Consider the following 5,866-nt stretch of genomic DNA (forward strand, 5'->3'; position numbering starts at 1 on the left):
CCAGTGGGTGCGACGTTATCAGCTGGCGTTGATAACGGTGATAATAGCTGGACCTTAAGTGTCGATCAGTTGGTCGGTCTAACGATTACGCCACCGTTGCATGATAGCGAAGACTTCAGCTTATCGGTGTTGGCGAGCGTGGCAGATGTCGATCCTGAGACAGGAGAGGTGAGTACGTCTGAGACCTTGTCGACGATGGATGTTGAGGTTAACGCGGTCGTGGATAGCTTGAGTATTGAGGGAGACATTACAAGGTTATTTGAAGACTATGCTATCCCTCTACAGATGTCTGTTCAGCTGGATGATCTTGACGGATCGGAGGCTATTAGTGCAGTGGCAATCAGCGATTTGCCCTCAGGCGCGCAGCTCTCTGCAGGTTATGATGACGGTTACGGTACATGGATATTGACCGCTGCTGAATGGCAAGGTCTAGAGATCATTCCGCCTGAGCACAGTAGTGATGATTTTGTGTTGAGCATCGAGTTTACGTTGACTGATACTGATCCGAACACGGGACTAACAAGTGAAGTACAGCAAACGTTGCTCCACACTATCTATATAGATCCAGTAGCTGATACACCAACATTGACTGTTGAAGACGTTGAGGGCGATGAGGATTCGGCTATAGCGCTTTTAGTTAGCACTGATGTGATTGACGAAGATGGTTCAGAGAAAATAACCCATATCGAGTTGGCCGGCGTTCCTGCGGGTGCGCAATTGAATAAAGGCATTGATCGTGGTGAAGGCATTTGGGAGGTGTCGGGGTCTGATTTGACAGGCTTAACCATTACTCCTCCTCCACACAGTAGTGATGATTTTACATTAACCATTACTACATTTATTGATGACATTGATAGCGACACTGGCCTGATTTCTAAAGCTGAGACAAGTGACACGCTGACTGTTGTTGTTAACGAGGTTGCTGACACAGCGATAATTGTCGCTAACGATGTGAATGGAGTAGAGGATAGCGCAATTGCTCTTGATATTTCGGTGGCTGTGACTGCCGGTAGTGACGAAACAATTGCAGACATTATGTTATTGAATGTCCCTCTTGGAGCGCAACTATCCGCTGGCATTGATATGGGTAATGGCGAATGGATACTCACTGCCGATGATTTAGTAGGCTTAACATTTACTCCCGTAGAGCATGATAGTGCGGACCATACTATAACAGTTGTTGTTACTACTGTTGATCAAGATGATGATGATCTATCGAGCAGCCAGTTCGAGACACAAGCTAGCTTTATGATCAACGTTGAGGCTGAGGCAGATGCACCTAACGTCACAGCCGAGCATGCATTAGGATTGGTTGATACTCCCATTGAGCTTAACCTATCTGCGGATCTGATTGATCTTGATGGTAGTGAGTTGTTTAGTTCATTGACTTTGAGTGGATTGCCCAGTGGGGCAACGCTGTCCGCAGGAATAGATTTGGGTAACGGTAGCTATACACTTACAAAGTCTGATCTAGAGGATCTAACTCTCACTTCTGCACCCGGTGATAGCGGTAATTTCAGCCTTACCTTAACGGTGAACAGCGAAGATACCGATGCAGAATCGATGTTGACAACATCCGCTAGTAGCGTTGTTGAATTCGATGTGAATGTCGTGCCGTTATTCAGCGCGTCCATTGATGAGGATAATATTCTTACGATTGACACAGCGGATATTGATACCGAGGTGATCTCAATTGACGAGATGGTATTGGATGATCCAAGCCAAGCGACTGTCAGTCCCCTTAGTGATGGCAGTTTTGAATTTGTGCCAACTTTGCATCTTGATGGTGAAATGGGATTCATTGTTACCATCACTGATAATAATGGTAATCAGCTCAGCGTACCAGGCGTCGTGAATGTTGCAGGTATTGCTGACCAACCGCTGGTAAATATCATTGACTATTTTAGTCTCGAGGTGCCTCCTGAGCCAGTAAGTGGCGAGCTCGATATGAGTAGTAGCGCTAATCCAATTAATATCGACTTGACGGATAATGATTTCCAGATTATCGCGGATGGGGTTGAGGGTGATTACTATGACTTAGATGAGGTCACTGGCAGTCCTGGTGATGATACCTATTCGTTTGGGCAACTTGAGGATGGGGATAGCTTTACCATCAATAGCGGCGGCGGAAACGATACACTTGATTTCTCTAACTACATATCCGAGCAAGTTACGATCGATCAAATTGCCGGAATAGCCTCGATAGATCTTGGTAACGGAGAGAGTGCTACCGTCTATTTTAACGATATCGACCTTTTTTCATTCTCTTCAGCAGTTTTTGACGGTAATCCACATTTCGTGTCAGTCCAGGCAAAAGAATGGGAGTTCGAGGGTAAGAGTTTCGCGATTAACTCAATTAGTGACGGTGCTGATCGAGCGACAGCTTTGATAGGATTTGCCGGTACCTTGGCTGAGTCTTTTCAACTAGAGACCACGGTCGCAACATATAACCTGCCGGGGCCGGAGTATAAAAATGGGGCCATAATCTTTGATTATGTCGATATTAATAATTATAAAGCCGCTTACATGCGTGTTGGTAAACAAGGTTGGGAGTTCAATCAGATTGAAAACGGTATTGAAAATAGCGATATCGTCGCTGACACCTTTGTTCCGGAAACAATTACTGTTGGTGAGCCAAATGCGATGACATTGGTCGTAGATGGCAGCGTCGCGTCCATTGTAGTAGATGGTGTTGTAAAAACAGCTTATGACTTCGGAGAATTACTGAACGATGGCTCGATTGGTATTCAAAATCACAATGCTGAGTCAGATTTTACTATCTCGATGGCACCATCGAATTGGGCTCCGTCACTCTTGGATCAGCAGCAGTCTATGCGCATCGACCAAGGGAGTATAGATTCAGATAATGTCATTACTACAGCCACAGATGCGGAGGGTGACATTCTTATCGTTCAATCATTTACTCAGGGCAGTAACGGAGCTGTTCTTGATAATGGTGACGGCACATTCACATACACTCCAGTAGATGGTTTTCTCGGTCGAGACAGTTATCAAGTAACGATATCCGATGGGTTTAATGTATCAGTAGCCACTGTGGTCGTTGATGTACTTCCTGATGCAGCTTTGGTTGTTGAAAATTGCGCTAATTATGGTCTGAATGCAGAGGCTTCATTGGTTGATATCGATGGCTCAGAAACTCTGTCTGTAATGTTATTGGACCTGCCCGTAGGATCTATAGTGACGGACGGAGCCCTCACTGCTGAGGTGATGGTAATCGACGGTATTTCTCAAGCACTACTTACAGGTTTTGATTTGGGCAATCTCGAAATATCCCACCCAGAAGGCTTTAATGGCAGTTACGATCTATTAGTTAATGCAGTTGCCAGCGAGAGCGATACTCAAGCTTCAGCATCGACAACACTATCAATAACGACTCTCTGCGACCATGGTGTGTCGGTCTCTGCCAGCAGTATCAGTGAGGTGGAAGATACAGTAATGGCTCTTAATATTGTTGTTTATAAGGGGGCATCCGAAACAGCAGTGGTTCAGGGCATCACTATTAGTGGTGTGCCTGAAGGTGTGCTGCTATCTTCCGGTGTAAATCAGAGTGGTGGCGTTTGGTCGTTAACAGAGGCTGAGCTAGTCGGATTGACCTTGACGCCAATTGAGCACCAAGATGATAACTTTACGCTTACAGTTGATGTCACTACTGACGATATCAATCATCCCTCATTGAGTGACAGTGTCGAGGTTGATATTCGCGCCCAAGCAGATCAACCACAGCTGACCGTCTATGATGCTCAAACGTCAATTAACCAGTCCGTCGAACTGAATATAACGCCCGCGTTAGTTGATATGGATGGATCTGAACAGATCGATCATATCGTTATTACAGGCTTGCCAGAGGGGGCAACACTATCTGCTGGTTCTGCACAGTTGGATGGAAGTGTTCACTTAACGGAAGCCGAATTGACTGGACTGACCCTGCAACCTGCCACGGATGACGATAATGATTTTGTACTCTCGGTGCAGATTCATATAACTGACACTGATAGTGACACAGGAGCACAGGACAGCGCTTATATAGAGGCCGATTTAGCAGTGAGTTTCAACGATACGTCTGTGATTGATGGTCTGCTTGGCGATCCACTTAATAGCAGTGTTAGCACTGATGAAGACACGGCAGTAGCGTTAGAACTTGGTCCGATTACACCTGCGGACAGTGATGAGACGTTATCGTCTTTAACTATCAGCAATGTACCTTTATTGGCGAATTTGAGTGCAGGTATTAATAACGGTTTCGGTAATTGGTCGGTACCATTGTCTGATGTTGATGGGCTGATATTTACTCCCTCCCCGGACAGCAGCGCAGATGTAATTCTTGGTACTGCTTTGACAATTAGTGAAGGCACTACAACTGAGGTATTTACGGGAGAAGTTTCGGTTGAAATCAATGCAGTGGCGGATGATGTTTTGCTTGATACTGAAATTACTCGCTTATTTGAGGACTACACTATTCCGCTTCAAATGGATATTGGTTTGCTTGATACAGATGGATCAGAGACCTTTACCCTAGTCAGCGTCAGCGATATTCCGGGTGGTGCTACCCTTACAGCGGATACTAATAGTTGGTCGGATGTGAATACTTTTATGATTACTCCCCCAATTCATAGTAGTAGTGATTTTACCCTCAGTGTTAGCGTTCATTCACAAGATACTGATCCTGACACCGGAGTTATTTCTTCAAAAGTAACGGATTCGACACTGACGGTGTACGTCGACCCAGAAGCAGATGTGCCGACGCTTACATTGCTTTCCGGAGAGATAAATGATGACAATGAGATTCCTTTACAGATCGATGTTGCTCTCGCCGATAATGACGGTTCAGAGCAGGTTAGCGAGGTAATTCTGTCTAATATTCCACAGAGTTCATCTTTGTCAGCAGGGCATGATTTAGGAGATGGTCGCTGGTCGCTTACTGTTGATCAACTCGTTGATCTAAGATTCATTCCTGATGGAATTTTAGCTGATCCGATATCAATCACCGTGACAGCTTATATTAAGGATACTGATCCAGATACCTATTTGATTTCTGAGCTGTCTCACTCAGGCGAATTGATTGTTTCGATGTTGGACGATTCTGGAATTGATGATCCAATTGTAATTGATGGTCCTAACCCGGTTGACCCAGTCGATCCGACTGATCCAATCGATCCATCGAACCCTAGTGCTGACGGTGATCCACTGACGGGGGCTGTCACTGTAGCAGAAGACGCAGTTTTTGATCTTGAATTGGGTCCATTAACTCCCATTGATGTTAATGAAACAATGAGCAGTGTCACGATCGGTGGTGTGCCAACTGGAGCGATTTTGTCAGCGGGTACGAATAACGGTGATGGCACCTGGACAGTGGATCCCGCTGATCTTGACGGTTTGAGCCTTACGCCAGTCGAACATTCCAGCGATGACTTTACATTAACGACTGCAGTAACGTTCACAGAGGGCGATGTTAGTGAAGTTTATAATGGTTCGGTAGAAGTTACTTTGGAAGCAGTCGCTGATGCGCCTGCGGTGAGTGCGAGTGATGTAAATGGTGATGAGAATAGTGCTATTGCCTTGGATATCACTGGTAGCCTAGCAGATAACGACGGTTCTGAGTCAGTTACTGGTTACACTATCAGCGATGTGCCGTTAGATGCTACGTTATCTGCTGGCACTGACAATGGAGATGGTAGCTGGACGTTGACAGCCGCTGAGCTTGCCGGTCTCACGATCACGCCAGCAATAGGCCATCTAAGCGATATCGTTCTGCAGGTCACGATTCATAATGAAGATGTTGATCCCGATGATAGCAGCCAAGTCGATAGCAATAGTGCAACGACGTCAATGACTGTAACAATTAATC

At 45.6% G+C, this 5,866-nt stretch carries 1 protein-coding gene; it reads left to right on the forward strand.

Annotated elements, in window-relative coordinates:
• Positions 1-5,866, forward strand: a 5,866-nt coding sequence (locus A3739_RS29325; protein WP_197472038.1) for an Ig-like domain-containing protein, incomplete at both ends; no start/stop codon positions are given.

It is taken from the genome of Oleiphilus sp. HI0067, from assembly GCF_001635735.1.